The organism is Clostridium sartagoforme AAU1, from assembly GCF_000401215.1.
GTDB classification, from domain to species: domain Bacteria; phylum Bacillota; class Clostridia; order Clostridiales; family Clostridiaceae; genus Clostridium; species Clostridium sartagoforme.
The window spans coordinates 1-14698 of record NZ_ASRV01000082.1 but is presented as its reverse complement, the minus strand read 5'-3'; the positions used below and the strand labels follow the sequence as shown (position 1 = coordinate 14698).

Here is a 14698-nt window from a genome sequence, read left to right as displayed (position 1 = left end):
GGCAATTTCCACTTCTTTTATATATAATATATTATTGTATCTTTTGATTTTTTATAGTCATTAACTAAATCTTCTAATGTTATAGCTGAAAATAAACATTTATCTTATCATTAATTTCTCTCCATAAATTCTTGTTTATAAAATCTTCTATTTCATTTTCTTCATCATCATTTATATCTATAAAAATATTTTCACCTTCTAATACTTTTAATATCTCACTTATAGATAATTCACTTGCATTTTTACTTAAAGAATACCCTCCTTGAGCTCCTTTTCTTCCTACTATAATTCCACCTTTTCTTAGCAAAGAAAATATTTGCTCTAAATATCTTTCTGATATATTCTGTCTTTCTGATATTGTTTTTATACTTACATTTTCAGATTCCATATTTATAGCTAAGTCTACTAAGGCTCTTAAGCCATATCTTCCTTTAGTCGAAATTTTCACATAATCACCTTTTTTCCTTTTATTCTACTATCATTATAAAAATTAAATGTCTAATTAACCTTTATTATATATATATTTAAATTAATAATCTATATTTTTATAGCACTATAAGTTTAAAGTTGTTTATTTTAGTATGCACTATTTATTTTAACTTATATACCTTATACATTAATAATAAAAGTCATTACTACAAATAGCAATGACTTTATTTTAAATTATTTATATAAATCTGTTGAAAGATATCTTTCACCCGTATCTGGTAAAAGTACTACGATATTCTTCCCTTTATTTTCTTCCCTTTTTGCTAATTCTTGTGCTGCAACTATTGCTGCTCCTGCTGATATCCCTACTAATAATCCCTCTGTTCTTGAAAGATCTTTTGAAGCATTAAATGCATCTTCATTGTCAACAGTAATAACTTCATCTATAATTGAAACATTTAAATTTTTAGGTATAAATCCTGCTCCTATACCTTGAATTTTATGAGGCCCTGGATTTCCACCAGATATAACTGGAGAATTTTTTGGTTCAACTGCAACTATCTTAACATTAGGATTTTTAGCTTTTAAAACTTCTCCAACTCCTGTAATAGTACCTCCTGTACCAACTCCACCTACAAATATATCAACTTTTCCATCCGTATCTCTCCAGATTTCTTCTGCAGTTGTATTTCTATGAATTTCTGGATTAGATGGATTTTCAAATTGTTGTAAAATAACTGAATTTTCAATTGTATCCTTAAGTTCATTTGCTTTAGCTATTGCACCTTTCATACCTTCTGTTCCAGGTGTAAGCACTAATTCTGCCCCTAGAGCTTTTAGAAGATTTCTTCTTTCTAAACTCATAGTTTCTGGCATTGTTAAAATAAGTCTGTATCCCTTTGCTGCTGAAACAAAAGCTAACGCTATACCCGTATTTCCACTTGTTGGCTCTATTATTACTGAATCTTTATTTAAAATTCCATTTTTCTCTGCATCTACTATCATTCCATATCCAATTCTATCTTTTACGCTACCACCTGGATTAAAATATTCTAACTTTGCAATTACTGTTGCTAAAAGATCCTTTTCTGAATTGTAATTAGATAATTCTAATAATGGTGTATTTCCTATTAATTCTACTAAACTTTTTGCTATTTTCATTTTTATCTCTCCTTTATATCCTACTATTCCGATATGTTTATTTATACTTATATATTACTCTTTTTTTTATCATTTGTGAATACCTTTTTATAAATTTGAAGAAAAAATTTATATCATTATTATTGTATGCCTTCTTTAAAATTACTCTTATTTTCTCTTAATGTCTTTTATAAATATCATAAAAAAATTAAATAGTACAAATACTATTATACCTGTTGTAACATATATTTGTATCCCTGATATTTCTTTTAATATATTACTTAATAATTTATATCCTTTATAATTTAGAAATGATGACATTTTTATTGAAGCTAATGTTGCTATTGCCATAGGGAAGGTTAATGCTGAAAAAGATGGCGTAAATTTATAGGAAAAAATTTAGGAAGCTTTAACAATACGAATAAAAGCGTACCAAAAACTAAAAGATATAATAAATATAATACTAGATTGTTAGCGTTATCTTCAATATTTATATAACAAACCACACAAAGACTTGAAGGAGCAAGCAAAATAGCTTGAGTATGAAATACTGCATCCTTTACAGGAACTTTTATTAATCTTAAAATCATAAATGGTAATATAATTAGTAGAGCCACAATACCATAATATAAAACTATTTTATTTATTAAAGGCTCTTTCATAGAAGCTCCTACAACTACAGAAACCATTATTCCATTATATGTCACATACCAACTTGGAAGAAAAGTATCTTTGTTTAATCCCTTTATTACATTATTATATGTAAATACTACTATATGCACTGCATGCACCCCTACCCCTAAAATCCATAGACCTTTCCCAAATTTATTATTATAATCAAAATAATATGACCCTAGAATCATAGTTATCATAGTTATTCCTGCATAAAGACTAGATGGAACCGTGTTAAAATACTCTTTTTTGCAAGTAGGATAAAATAATAAAATTTTAACTATATAAGTTAATAAAATAACTGTTGCAATCCACATAGTTAAGTGCCTTATCCATATGTATCCTAATAAATAATAAATATTAGATAATGTAGCTGCACCTACCATAGCTGGCACTACCGCAATAGGTAAATTCTCAACTTTTTTCAAAAATAGATTTTCTTTCATGGTTCCCTCCTAAGCCATTTATTAAGCATTGATAATAATGAGGTTTTGATAAAACTAATTAATCTTTTACTTATATAGTTATAAAATATTTATGACTATCATATTATTATAATTATTAATTTCTCATTTAAATCAATATACAAATTCTAAGTTTTCTGTTTCATTAAAGAAGTCAGAATAATCAATGTCAAATAAAGGTTTTTTAACTTTATCAACATTTATTTTTTGTTTTATAAGTTGTGTCAATACTCCTACATAAGATAAATCTCCTTGAACTATAGCTCCATAAATTGCTCCATCTTTATAAATTATTTTTCTATAATCCTTACCATCAATATCTACTATTTCTTCATAATCATCGTCAGGCTTTGTAACTATACCTAATGACATAGTAGCCACACCGCAAAAATTCATCGTATTTTTACTAGCGAAGTAATCTTCCATAAATGTTTCTTTTCCAACCATATTATTTGCCGCTATTATTCCTTCTTTAACAGCCGTTGGCCAAATAGGATTTCTTCCTGTTATATCTCCTGCTCCATATACATCTTTAGCATTTGTTTCACCTTTTGCATTTATTATAAGTCCAAATTTATCACATTCAATTCCAGTATCTTTTAAGAATCCTACATTTGCTCTAACACCAGCACAAGCTATAATGAGTTCACAAGGTACTTTTTCTCCTGTATTAAGCTTTATTGAAACTGGATTATTATCATTATCTACAATCACCTTTTCTGCTCTTACACCAAACTTAAAATTAACTCCTTCTTTTCTTAATCTTTCTTCATATACATTTGCAGAATATTTGTCTAATTGAAGGGGAAGCATTCTATCTCCCATTTCAATCATTGTTAAATTCACATCATAATCTAAAAGTCCTGCTAAAGCATCAACTCCAACTAATCCTGCTCCTAAAATAGCAACATTTTTAACTTTCTTAGTAAGCTCTTTGATTTTTATTGCATCATCTAAATTTCTAAGCCCAATTATATTATTAGAAGTTCTTAAATTTTCTATTGGTGGTAAAAAAGAAGAAGCTCCAGCTGCAAGTAAAACTTTATCATATTTTAAACTTTCCTTATTTGATAAAGATAAAACTTTTTCTTTAATATCTATTCCTATAACTTCAATTCCTTTTAACCATTTTATATTATACATATCAAAAAAATCTTTGGGAGTAAAATCTAAATCCTTAATATCTCTTCTACTATCTAAAAAATGATGAAGTATGCATCTTGAATATACTCTATCATCTTTTGATACTAAAATAACTTCTGCATCTTTATCATATTCTCTAATTGTTTTAGCTGCATTAATTCCTGATGCTGATGCACCAACTATAACATATACCATTATTTATATACCTCCTCTAAGGTTAAAGCTCCCATAGGACATTTAGCTACACATTGTGGATACTCACTTTCAGTAGATAAGCACATATCACATTTCATAACTTCTCTATTAGTTTGATAATCCATCTTTAATACTCCATAAGGACAAGCCATTATACACATAAAGCAACTTGCACAACGACTTTTATCATAAATTACATAGCCACTTTCATCATCTCTTCTCATTGCTCCAGTAGGGCATGCATATACACATTCTGGTCTAGTACAATGCCTACAGTATATAGGCGCATACTTTCCTTCACTATCAATAACTATTCTACCTCTAGTATCTCTTGATCCGTGAGCTACCGTACAGGCCGTAACACAAGTTAAGCATCCTATACATTTTTTTCTATTTATTTTTATTCTTTTCATATTAATCTCCTAATTTATTTTTTCTATTTTTACTGGTACATACTTATAATTAGGCTCTCTTGAATAAGTGTCAAACACTGATGGTAATACAGAGTTTGACTCTATATAATGCATTGGTACAAAAACATGATCTTTCTTTACAGTTCTAGTTAACTTAACTAGAAAATTATTGCTTAATCCATTAGGTGCAGTTACCTTAACTTTTTCATTTTCTCTAATGCCAAGCTTTTCTGCCGTATCTGTATTAATATTTATATATCCTTCTTTAACAATTATTGCTTCTACTGCTGGAATTTCCCTTGTTCTTGTTTGTGTATGCCATTGACCTGCAGTGGCCCTTCCTGTACTTAAAATATAGGGGTATTCCTTATTTTGCTCATATGGCATTTCACTTATATCCTCATAAATAAATTTGGCTTTTTTACTAGGAGTATAAAACTTTTTATCTTCAAAGAGTCTTCTCTCTTTACTATCTAATTTCTCTCCTTTTCTAAATGGCCATTGTATTCCTTGAGATACTATTAAATCATCATATTCTACTCCTGTAATATCACAAGGCATATCCTTAGTACATTCTCTTATTGTTTCAAAAGCATCCTTTGGAGTTCTCCATTTCTCCAAAAGTTTTCCCATTCCAATAGCTTCGCCAATTCCTAGCATTATATCATAGTCTGATAATTCATTTTCCTTTTTGGGAATTACTGGTTGAATTTTAGATATTCTTCTTTCTGTATTTATGAGAACCCCTTCCTTTTTTAATCCATTTGTTGATGGAAGTATAAGATGCGCATATTTAGCAGTTTCTGTATCGCTATAAATATCTTGAAGAGCTAAGAATTCTAGTTTTTCAGCAGCTTTCTTAAATTCTAAATTATTTATAAAAGATGCTGCTGGATTTGTAGCTATCACCCAAAGAGCTTTTATTTCTCCTTTATTAATGCCTTCAATTATTTGATCATATGGAATACTTGATTTTTTAGGTAACATATCTTCATCAATATCTAAGGCTTCTGCTACAACTTTTCTTCTATCCTTATTACTATATTCTCCGCCTCCGTAAAGTCCTGTTGTATTACTAAATAATCTTGATCCCATAGCATTGCATTGCCCTGTTATTGAATTTGCTCCTGTTCCAGGTTTTCCTATATTTCCAGTCATAAGCGCCAAATTTATTATAGCCTGTGCAGTTCTAACTGCTTGATATCCTTGATTTACCCCCATAGTCCACCAAAACGATACTCTTTTTCCTTCATGAATTATTTTTGCAAGATCTAATATTCTTCCTTTGGATATTCCTGTATGCTCTTCAATATCATTTATATCATATTTTTTAACATGGCTTTTAAAGCCTTCAAAGTCCTCGGTGCTATTTTTTATAAACTCTTTATCTATCCATTCTTTTTCAATTAGCACATTTGCTAATGTATATAAAAGTCTTAAATCACTCTTTGGTTTTAAATCAATCCAAATATCTGCATTACTAACTGTCTCACTTTTTCTTGGGTCAATTACTATAAGTTTTGAATCTTCACCTCTGCCATCAACAAGTCTTCTCCAAAGAATTGGATGAGCTACTACTGGATTACAGCCAATAAATATCGCTACATCGGATAGTTCTAAATCTTCAAAGGTGTATGGCGGTGAATCAAAGCCAAAACTTTGTTTATATGCTACAACTGCAGTTGCCATACAAAGTCTAGTATTTCCATCTCCATTACCACCTAAAAAATTTCTTCCTATATGTCCAGCTAGTGCCATTTCTTCAGTACATAACTGCCCTGTACTTAAAAATGCAAAACTTTCTTTTCCATACCGATTTTGTATATCTTTAATCTTATTCGCAAATATATTAAATGCTTCTCCCCAAGATATATGTTCAAACTGTCCTTTTTTATTTTTTAAAAGTGGCAGTACTGGGTTCTCATAAATAGTATTTTGTTTATCTAAATTAAGACCTTTAATACAACAAAAACCTTTATTCACAGGATAATTCTTTGCTGGTACTACCCTTTCTATAAAATCATTTTCATTAACATGGAAATCAAAATTGCATGCTATAGAACAATAATTGCAAGTAGATCTAACAATTCTCATATAATTTCTCCTTTAAATCTATCCATTTTATAAATATTATTTCTAATATTTACTTCTTGTATTCATTTAATAAAAATACATAACCTATGTAAAATGAAGATATCATAAAAATATCCATAAAATTAATTTTTTGCTACTCTAAAAAGTAAAAAAATCTTAGCATTCAATTATTTCATAACTAAATGCTAAGATGTTTTCGTTACAAGGAAAATACTTTCTTTTCCATATTTATTAAATTGCACTCATCTCCAACTCTTACTTTTCCGCCCCTTAATACCCTAGTAAATATACCATTTTTCGGCATTATACATTCTCCAACTTGATAATATATAGCACACTTATCATGACATTCCTTACCAATTTGAGTTACTTCTAAAAGTACTTCTCCTACTGTTAATCTTTGTCCAACTGGAAGTTTATTTAGCTCAATTTCATCTATTACTAAATTTTCTCCAAATGCACCAAAATCTACGTCTCCACCTTTATTTCTAAATTCATCAATTTTTTCAAATGCTAATAAACTTACTTGCCTATGCCATTTACCTGCATGAGCATCACCTTCTATCCCAAACTCTTCTATAAAGGTTGCTTCTTCTATTTCATTTTTTAATGTTCCTTTATGCTTACTTGTACATATAGCTAAAACTTTGCTCATATTTCTATCCTCCAATTTGATTCATAAATTTTAATTCTTTGTCTTTACTTTTCTGCATAAATAAATGTTTTTCTGGTTTATCAAAAATGCTATTGTGTATTGCAAGTGACAAATCTTTATCAGAAACTCCACATCTAATTAATTTCTTTAAATCAATACCATAATTGAAATGTAAACATTGTTTCAAAAATCCTTCTGGAGTTAATCTAATTCTATTACATTCTTCGCAAAAGCAATTGCTTATTGCACTTATAAATCCAATTTTACCTTTAGCACCATTTAATTTTATATAAGTTGCTGGACCCCCACTTTTATTTTTTTTAACTTCTTCAAATTTCTTATAATTATTTTTAATAGTTTCTATAATATCTTCATTATTAATTCCCTTATATTTGCTTCCTACCCCAATTGGCATAAGTTCTATAAACCTTACATCTATTGGATTCTTTAAAGTTAAATTAACAAAATCTATTATCTCCTTGTCATTAATTCCTTTTATTATAACAGTATTTAATTTTACTTTAATTCCAAGTGATATACATTTATCTATTGCTGATAGTACCTTTTTCAAATCTCCTAATCTAGTTAATTTCTTAAAGTTCTCTTCATTTAAGGAATCTAAACTTATATTAACACCTTTTAATCCGGACTTCGAAAAAATCTCTAGATTTTCTTCTAGTAATATTCCATTTGTAGTTAAATATATTTCTTTTATAGATGGTATATTATTTATTCTTTGCATAAGTTCTAATATATCTTTTCTAACTAAAGGCTCTCCGCCAGTAAATCGAACTTTTTTTATACCAAGCTTTGCACTTTCACATACTATTTTACATATTTCATCATTAGTTAGTTTATCTTCATTTTTAAGAAAATTATTATCTTTTTCTTCCATACAATATATGCATCTTAAATTACAGTTATCAGTTAATGAAATTCTTAAATAGTCTATTTCTCTGCCATATTTATCTTTCATATTATTTTAAAGAGCTATCATAAAAATCAAACTCTCCACTCTTCCCCCTGTTTTTTTTAGTAAATGAGTGTACTCTATAACCATTCTTTTATCTACAGCTTTACACATATCATATATTGTTAATGCTGAAATCGTAGCTGCAGTTAAAGCCTCCATTTCAACTCCTGTTTTATCTACTATTTTTACAGTTGCTTTAATTTCAATACTACTATCTTCATCATTTATTTCAAAATCTATATTACAACTCGATATCATTAAAGGGTGACACATAGGTATTAAATTAGATGTTTGCTTACTAGCCATTATTCCCGCAACTCTAGCCACTCCTAAAACATCCCCTTTACCTATTTCCCCTTTTTTTATAAGTTCTAATGTTTCTTTGCTTACTTTTATTTTAGAAATTGCAATTGCAACTCTTTCAGTTTTCTTCTTTTCTGATACATCTACCATCTTTGCATTGCCATTATTATCAAAATGAGTAAATTTACTATTCATTATATCCTCCTACTTTCCAAAAGAACAATGTGGAAAAGTACAAATCTTACAATCTAAGCACAATCCTCCATGTCCATAAGCTGCTATATCCTCTAAAGTTAATTTTTCATCTGATAGTACTCTTGGTAGTACTAAATCTAATACTGTTCTTTTTGAATACATTGCACAACTTGGCACTCCAAGTATAGGTGTATCTTTATAATAAGCTAATAAGAACATAGCTCCTGGTAATACTGGTGATCCATAAGTAACAAGTTCTCCGCCACATTCTTTTATAGCAGTTGGTGTTACATCATCTGGGTCTACTGACATTCCCCCTGTGCATACAATCATATCTACATTTTCACTTAATCCATTTTTTATTTCTTTTATTATTTTTTCTTTAGAATCTGGTAAAATAACTTGCTTTATTACTTCACTGCCATAATATCCAAGCTTTGATTTTATAACTGGTAAAAAGGCATCTTTTATTCTTCCATTATAGACTTCATTACCTGTTGTTATAAGTAAACACTTCTTGGACTTTATTTTTTCCACATAAATAATTTTATTTTTTATTAATTTTTCTGCATTAATTATCTTATCTTCATCAATTATTAATGGAATAACTCTTGTTGCACCTATTTTCTCGCCTTTTCTTATTGGAGTATTATTATGTAGTGTTGATACTATTATTTCTCCAAGACTATTAAGTTTAAATAATTCATCTTTATTTATTTTTAAAACTCCATCTATATCTGCAAAAAAGTCCACTTTTCCTTCTTTGATTTCTTTTGATTTACAGACACCCTCTCCAAGTACAAGGTTTGAAATCCTAATTGCAGCATCATTTTCATGTAATTCTCCTTCACTAGGTTCCCATACATAAATATGCTCTTTGCCTATGGATAATAATTTTTCAATATCTTCCTCTTTTATAACATGACCCTTTTTAAAAAGTCTTCCTTTGAATTCTCCTGGTATTATTTGAGTAACATCATGAGATAATATACACCCAACAGAATCATATACACTTATCATTTTCATTTTACTTAATCTCCTATAAAATTAATAATATTTCTAATAATTTTTTTAAATATAATTATGTTTACTTTCTCGCACATTCCTTTGATTCCCCAATCAAAATATCAATTCCATGCTTTAACTCATCTAATATAAAATCTAAAGCTTCTTTACATGCTTTTGGACTTCCTGGCAAATTTACTATTAATGTATCTTTTCTTATACCTGATACGGCTCTTGAAAGCATTGCTCTTTTAGTTATTTGAAGACTATACATTCTTATAGCTTCACAAATTCCTGGTGCTTCTCTATCAATTATTTCTTTGGTTGCCTCTGGAGTTATATCTCTTTGGGAGAATCCAGTACCACCTGTACTTAATATTAAATTAACCTTTAGTTCATCACTCATATATATAAATTCTTTTTTTAACATCTCATTTTCATCAGGTACAATTATCATTTTTTCTACTTTGAAACCTGCATTTTCTACTATTTCTTTAATAACTGCTCCACTTTTGTCTTCTCTCTCTCCTATATACCCTTTATCACTACTTGTTATTATTCCAACAGTGTACATTAAATTTCCTCCAAATCATTATATTCATTAATTGTATTTATATTTGAAAACTCTTTTTCACTTAGCACTTTATATTTTTTATCTTCTAACACTTTATATTTTGTTGACATTATAAACTTTTTTAATTTATTTTCATTATTTATTAAAGCTTCTTCAGCTCTAGGAATTAGTCCTTTAGAATATATGGCACATAATGGTTGAAGTTTTTCATTTATTTTAGGTACTAAAACTTCATATTCTTCATTTATATCACTTATAAACTTTAAGATATTTTTTGTAATTAAAGGCATGTCACAAGCAATACAAAAAACCTTCTCATTTCTCGAATTTTTAAGTGCTGAATGTATTCCGGATAAAGGCCCATTTCCTAAATAAATATCATTAAAAACTTTCAAACCAAACTGTGTATAATCTTCTTTATTATTAGATATAATTATTACTTCATCAAAATCCTTTCCTTCATATATTATACTTTCTATAAATGTTTTTTCTTTAAAAAGTAATAATGCTTTGTTATTATAATTCATCCTACTGCTTTTTCCACCTGCTAAAATAGCTAATGTTTTATTTATCATCTTTTCTCCTAAAGTTTTATAATATCTACTAAATCACCTTTACTTTTTCCATCATTATTAACTTCTATTTCAATTATACAATTTGAATTTATTGCAGAACTAAGTATTCCATTTCCTGATTTAGTTTGTGTTATATGTACATATTGTCTATAATTATCAATTTCTACATATCCTCTTATGAATCTTCTTTGAGGACTTTTCTTTTTGATGTCTTGTAATAATATTGCTTTTTCTCTATTTATTTTGATTTCTTTATATCCAGATAATTTCTCAAGAGTTGGCTTAACTAATAGTTCGAAAGTTGTTAGTGCAGCTGTTGGATTACCTGATAAACTTAGTATAATTGACTTATTTATCTTACTACATAAAACTGCTGAACCTGGTTTGATATTAATTTTCCAAAAAAGCTTTTCTCCACTTGTTATATCTATGGCTTCTTTAAGTAAATCCTTTTCTCCTACCGAAACTCCTCCGGTTGTAATTATTAAATCTACCTTCTTAGACAATTGTTCAATACAATTACCTATTTCCTTAGAATCATCATTTATATGACTAATATATTTAACATCATATCCAAGTTCACCTAATCTAGATAATATAGAATATTTATTACTGTTATAAATTTTTCCTTCTTTAAGCTCAAAACCAATATCAATAACTTCATCACCGGTACTTATAAATGCCACTTTAGGCTTTTTATATACTTTTATTTTATTTATTCCTGAACTAGCTAAAATTCCAATGTCAGCATAATTAAGTTTTTTATTTGACTTTAAAAGTAAGCTTCCTTGTAATATATCTTCTCCCTTTATACAAATATTCTCATTTTCATTTATATTTTTTCTTAAAATAATATAATCTTCTTCTATAACTACATCTTCTTGTTTTATAACAGCATTTGCTCCTTTTGGAATTGGTGCTCCTGTCATTATTTTAATTGCTGTTTCTTCACTTACAATGTTATTACAGACTCCTCCTGCATAAACCTTATCAATTATCTTTAATCTTTTATTAATTAATTCTCCATTATTACAAATAAATGCATATCCATCCATGGCAGATTTATTAAAAGGTGGATTGTTTATTTGTGCATATATATTTTCAGATACTACTCTATTTAATCCATTAATTAAATCTACTTCTTCAATATCTAAATTATCTACATTTTCGTTTAATATTTCCAGTGCTTCATTTAATGATATAAAGGATCTCACATTCTTCCTCCTTTAAAATTTATATAATAATTCTTTTAAAATAATATTGCTTTGTATTTTCTATATAAAAAGCTTATTACTCATAAATTGGGTGAGTAATAAGCTTTTAATTTAAATATAAATAAACACCTTTTATAGTGCTAAAATCTACTTAATGTATAAATCTTAAAATTAACCTTAATATTATTTTAAAATTTATATTTTATAAGTAATTATATACTTAAGTCAACTTATTTTCCTTCCCAAATCGTGGAGATGCTATTTTTTCAAATAAACACCCTGTGAATTTATAATTCAGGCATAGAATCCATAGATTGTATCCTTAGGTAATACTATGCTCTAGAAAATATTATTGATAATTTTCAAATTTAAAATCTTCTTCTTTCTCTATTAAATTAGCAAGTTCTTTAAAATCATTTTTATCTACAACTAAAATATTATCTAATCTTAAGTTTACATCACTTGCTATTGCTATAAGATTATTCTTGGGCGTTATTATTTTACTACTAACACCATTTCTATATACTTCTATCTTTCTTAAATTACTTTTCTTATATCCTTCTACTAAAATTATATCTTTATCTATAGCTATATTTATTAGATCATAAAATTTAGTTTCTTCTTTTAATTCTTTTATTATCGCAAGTCTAGAACTAGAGGATATTATTATAGTTTCTGAACCTGCTTCTCTATGTTTATATGTATCTTTTCCTTTTTTATCAATATCAAATTCATGAATATCATGTTTAATTGTTGCTACACTTAAATTTCTACTTCTTAATTCTCTTATTAAACCTTCAATTACAAATGTTTTTCCCACATTTGATTTTTCTCCGATTATATTAATGACCTTTGGCATAATTTCCATCCTTTAAGTATTTTAAATTATTATCCTTAAACTTATACTTATTATATTCTAGATTTTCTATAATAATCCTTCTGTAAACTATATCATTAATTAAATTTTATCCTCAATATTAGTTTTTCCTTTATTACTTCTATTAATTCAAATTTATTGCATTTAATATTCTTTAAGCATTTCCCTTGTAAAAGTTTTAGCAATTCTACGCTTAAACATAACTATTTAATTATCTCTTTAGTAACAGGCTCATTTTTAAGTAATATTATTTTATCAGCAAACCTCTTTGCTTCTTCTATATCATGACTTATTACTATTGCCGTTTTAGAATTTTCATATATATATTCCTTTATAAATCTAATGACATTTTCTTTATTTTCTTTATCTAATCCCTTAAACGGTTCATCCATAATAAAAATTTCTCCATTATAGAGTAGTGCTCTAGCTATACTTACTCTTTGTTGCATTCCACCGCTTAGCTCGTGAGGATACAACTTTTCGCAATTTATTAAATTCATATTTTGTAATATCGTTTTAATTTTTATTTTTCTATCTTCTTTCATAACTTTATTTTTTATTACTATTTCTAAATTCTTATAAATATTCTTCCAGGGTATTAATCTACTTTCTTGAAAAACAACACTAATATCAACATTTTTCAAAAATAAATCATCTTTTATATATTTTATTAAAGTAGTTTTTCCTATTCCAGATTCACCCATTATATAATTTATAGCATTTTCCTGAAATTCTATTGAAAAATTATCATATAACACTTTATCTCCAAAGCTAATATTAATATTATTAAATTTAATCAATCATATATCTCCTATCTTTAATAAGAATATTTAAAAAACATATAATAAATTTATCAGTTACATAGCATAGCATTGCTACTATAATTATCCATGCAAATATACCTGGTGTATTAAAGTTAATTTTTTCACCTTGTATAGCACTTCCTATTCCATAAGACGGTTGTCCATAAACTTCTCCTGCAATTACTACTTTCAAAACTAAGGAAAAAGTCGATGTTGCTATAGATGATATACTTATTATTATTGATTGAATATGTATATTAAAAAGTTTATCAAAAAAACTAACCCTAAAAGCTTCAACCATTTCATTTAAATAACTATTTCCATTTATAAGTGAATTAATTGTTGTTTCATATAATATTGGAAAAGCTATTACAATTCCAATTAAATAAGGTGCATAATTTTTATTTAACCAAATTAGTGCAATTAGTATAAAAGCTATTGTTGGTATTGATTTTAATATTGAGTTTACTGGATATAAAAAATTGTAGATAAATTTATTGAAGCTTGATACTATCCCTAGGAACACAGCTATTATTAGTGCTATAAAAAAACTTATGAAGCCTCTTAATAATGAATTTATTATATTTAATAAAAATTGCTTTTCTTTTACTATACTTATTATTTCTATTAATATTTCACTTATCTTAGGCAAATAAATAGAATTGTTAATTTTATTGGATAAAATTATCCATATCACTACTATTATAAGTAGTGATATGAATATTATTCTTTTATCCTTCATAGAAGAATTTTTCATCTGGTACCTTTTCTCCTATTGATTTTGAATTTTCACTTTCTAAAACTTTAAAGTAATCTATATAATCCTCTTTATTATCTTTTGCCTTTGAAAAGCTTATATTACTATTTTTTATTGACTTTTCTGTTATAGAGGTTTCTACTTGTGAACCATTTTCAACTGAATATTGTGCTGCTTCTTTATTATTATCATTTACCCATTTAACTGATTCATCTAC

At 27.2% G+C, this 14698-nt stretch carries 16 protein-coding genes, 2 pseudogenes and 1 riboswitch; all 18 genes and pseudogenes read right to left on the bottom strand.

The annotated features are described in order from the left end of the window. Nucleotides 1–17: 17 nt before the first annotated feature. Nucleotides 18–448: pseudogene (locus A500_RS06355) on the bottom strand (RrF2 family transcriptional regulator). A gap of 215 nt (nt 449–663) precedes the next feature. Then, on the bottom strand, nt 664–1590 hold the full coding sequence (gene cysK, locus A500_RS06350; protein WP_016206765.1) for a cysteine synthase A: 927 nt from the start codon (nt 1588–1590) through the stop codon (nt 664–666). 147 nt (nt 1591–1737) lie between these two features. After that, a complete protein-coding gene (locus A500_RS21880) occupies nt 1738–1890 on the bottom strand; it encodes a hypothetical protein (protein ID WP_341349941.1) in 153 nt (50 codons plus the stop codon). Between the two features lie 38 nt (nt 1891–1928). Then, nucleotides 1929–2687 carry a TDT family transporter gene (locus tag A500_RS06340; protein ID WP_016206763.1) on the bottom strand — a complete coding sequence of 253 codons (759 nt, stop codon included), beginning with the start codon at nt 2685–2687 and terminating at the stop codon, nt 1929–1931. Nucleotides 2688–2819: 132 nt separating this feature from the next. Further along, nucleotides 2820–4043: an NAD(P)/FAD-dependent oxidoreductase gene (locus A500_RS06335; protein ID WP_016206762.1), complete on the bottom strand. Its 1224-nt coding sequence runs from the start codon at nt 4041–4043 to the stop codon at nt 2820–2822. Next, a complete protein-coding gene (locus A500_RS06330; RefSeq protein ID WP_016206761.1) occupies nt 4043–4456 on the bottom strand; it encodes a 4Fe-4S dicluster domain-containing protein in 414 nt (137 codons plus the stop codon). The genes A500_RS06335 and A500_RS06330 overlap by 1 nt, the downstream gene beginning before the upstream one ends. A gap of 9 nt (nt 4457–4465) precedes the next feature. After that, the gene (locus A500_RS06325; RefSeq protein ID WP_016206760.1) at nt 4466–6550 is read right to left on the bottom strand and encodes a molybdopterin oxidoreductase family protein; all 2085 of its coding nucleotides are present in this window, start codon (nt 6548–6550) and stop codon (nt 4466–4468) included. Nucleotides 6551–6749: 199 nt separating this feature from the next. Then, the gene (locus A500_RS06320; RefSeq protein WP_016206759.1) at nt 6750–7205 is read right to left on the bottom strand and encodes an MOSC domain-containing protein; all 456 of its coding nucleotides are present in this window, start codon (nt 7203–7205) and stop codon (nt 6750–6752) included. Between the two features lie 4 nt (nt 7206–7209). Next, nucleotides 7210–8181: a GTP 3',8-cyclase MoaA gene (gene moaA / locus A500_RS06315; RefSeq protein WP_016206758.1), complete on the bottom strand. Its 972-nt coding sequence runs from the start codon at nt 8179–8181 to the stop codon at nt 7210–7212. A gap of 6 nt (nt 8182–8187) precedes the next feature. Next, nucleotides 8188–8676 carry a cyclic pyranopterin monophosphate synthase MoaC gene (moaC, locus tag A500_RS06310; RefSeq protein ID WP_016206757.1) on the bottom strand — a complete coding sequence of 163 codons (489 nt, stop codon included), beginning with the start codon at nt 8674–8676 and terminating at the stop codon, nt 8188–8190. A gap of 9 nt (nt 8677–8685) precedes the next feature. Beyond that, on the bottom strand, nt 8686–9702 hold the full coding sequence (locus A500_RS06305; RefSeq protein WP_016206756.1) for a molybdopterin-binding protein: 1017 nt from the start codon (nt 9700–9702) through the stop codon (nt 8686–8688). A 61-nt stretch (nt 9703–9763) separates the two neighbouring features. Next, on the bottom strand, nt 9764–10255 hold the full coding sequence (locus A500_RS06300; RefSeq protein ID WP_016206755.1) for a MogA/MoaB family molybdenum cofactor biosynthesis protein: 492 nt from the start codon (nt 10253–10255) through the stop codon (nt 9764–9766). Further along, nucleotides 10255–10830 carry a molybdenum cofactor guanylyltransferase gene (locus A500_RS06295; RefSeq protein ID WP_016206754.1) on the bottom strand — a complete coding sequence of 192 codons (576 nt, stop codon included), beginning with the start codon at nt 10828–10830 and terminating at the stop codon, nt 10255–10257. Before A500_RS06295 ends, A500_RS06300 begins: the two co-directional genes overlap by 1 nt. An 8-nt stretch (nt 10831–10838) precedes the next feature. Continuing rightward, nucleotides 10839–12044, bottom strand: coding sequence for a molybdopterin molybdotransferase MoeA (locus A500_RS06290; protein ID WP_016206753.1), 1206 nt, complete (start codon nt 12042–12044; stop codon nt 10839–10841). Nucleotides 12045–12263: 219 nt separating this feature from the next. Beyond that, nucleotides 12264–12402: riboswitch (molybdenum cofactor riboswitch) on the bottom strand. Next, entirely contained in the window at nt 12394–12903 is a 510-nt protein-coding gene (gene mobB / locus A500_RS06285; protein WP_016206752.1) for a molybdopterin-guanine dinucleotide biosynthesis protein B, read from the bottom strand. (Overlaps the previous riboswitch by 9 nt.) Nucleotides 12904–13124: 221 nt before the next feature. Next, nucleotides 13125–13721: an ATP-binding cassette domain-containing protein gene (locus A500_RS06280; RefSeq protein ID WP_016206751.1), complete on the bottom strand. Its 597-nt coding sequence runs from the start codon at nt 13719–13721 to the stop codon at nt 13125–13127. Next, the gene (locus tag A500_RS06275) at nt 13714–14481 is read right to left on the bottom strand and encodes an ABC transporter permease (RefSeq protein WP_016206750.1); all 768 of its coding nucleotides are present in this window, start codon (nt 14479–14481) and stop codon (nt 13714–13716) included. Before A500_RS06275 ends, A500_RS06280 begins: the two co-directional genes overlap by 8 nt. Further along, nucleotides 14456–14698 (bottom strand): annotated as a pseudogene (locus tag A500_RS20725) (ABC transporter substrate-binding protein); the annotation flags it as partial. The gene A500_RS06275 and the pseudogene A500_RS20725, both read right to left, overlap by 26 nt.